At 60.8% G+C, this 1,144-nt stretch carries 1 protein-coding gene; it reads right to left on the bottom strand.

Features of this window, described 5'->3' with window-relative positions:
- Positions 1-37 precede the first annotated feature (37 nt).
- On the bottom strand, positions 38-1,144 hold a 1,107-nt coding region (locus W930_RS0124980), incomplete at its 5' end, for an IS256 family transposase (RefSeq protein WP_028731406.1).

Genomic DNA, 1,144 nt, shown 5'->3' with positions numbered 1-1,144 from the left:
GGGTGTCAGAAATTCCGTGTTCAAGGCGGGTTGGGAATCACACGGACGGTCGCACGAAACGATCGGCGTAGAGGATAGCGAATTGGTTCATGGCCGCTTTCCAGTCTTTGGCTGCACGCCCCCAATCAGCGGTGATATTGCGCAGTGCCAGCCAAATGAGTTTCGTCGCTGCATCATCCGTCGGGAAGTGACCTCGCGTCTTGATGATCTTGCGCAGTTGCGAGTTGATATTCTCGATGGCGTTCGTAGTGTATATAACCTTGCGGATGTCCGGTGGAAACGCAAAGAACGGAATCACGCGATCCCAGGCATTGCGCCACGACGTGCTCACAGTTGGGAATTTCTGGCCCCAAGGCCCGTGGGCAAACGCATCCAATTCGGCCTGGGCCGCCTCGGCGCTGGGCGCGGTGTAGATCGGTTTGAGCGCGGCAGCCAGACCCTTGCGATCCTTCCAGCTCGCGTAGTCGAGGCTGTTGCGGATCAGATGGACGATGCAGGTTTGCAGCGTCGTTGCCGGAAACACGGCGGCCAGGGCTTCAGGCATGCCTTTGAGGCCGTCGGTCACGGCGATCAGGATGTCATTGATCCCACGCGTTTTCAGGTCGTTGAACACTTTCATCCAGAACTTGGCACCTTCGGTGTTCTCGATCCACAGGCCCAGGATGTCGCGTGAGCCGTCAGGCAACACGCCCAGTGCCAGATAGACAGCCTTGTTACGCACCACGGCGTCTTCGCGAATCTTGACCCGCAGCGCGTCGAAGAACACGACCGGATACATCGGCTCCAGCGCCCGGGCCTGCCAGGCAGTGACCTCGGCCATCACCTCGTCGGTCACGGAACTGATGAAGTCGGGTGAGACCTCGGTGCCGTACTGCTCCAGCAGGAAGCCCTGAATCTCGCGCACAGTCATGCCTCGGGCATACATGGCGACAATCTTGTCGTCGAAGCCCGTGAAGCGGCGTTCGTGCTTGGGAATCAGCAGCGGCTCGAAGCTGCCGTCACGGTCGCGGGGCACCTCGATGCGCATCGGGCCGTCCTCAGTCAGCACCGTCTTGGCACCTCGGCCGTTGCGCTGATTGGTGACGTTGGCCGGTTTGGCCCCGCCGGCCGGGTAGCCGAGATGGTGGTTCATCTCGCCGCCCAG

Source organism: Pandoraea sp. E26 (assembly GCF_000681415.1).
GTDB lineage: Bacteria > Pseudomonadota > Gammaproteobacteria > Burkholderiales > Burkholderiaceae > Pandoraea > Pandoraea pnomenusa.
This window is presented reverse-complemented; position numbering and strand designations above follow the sequence as displayed.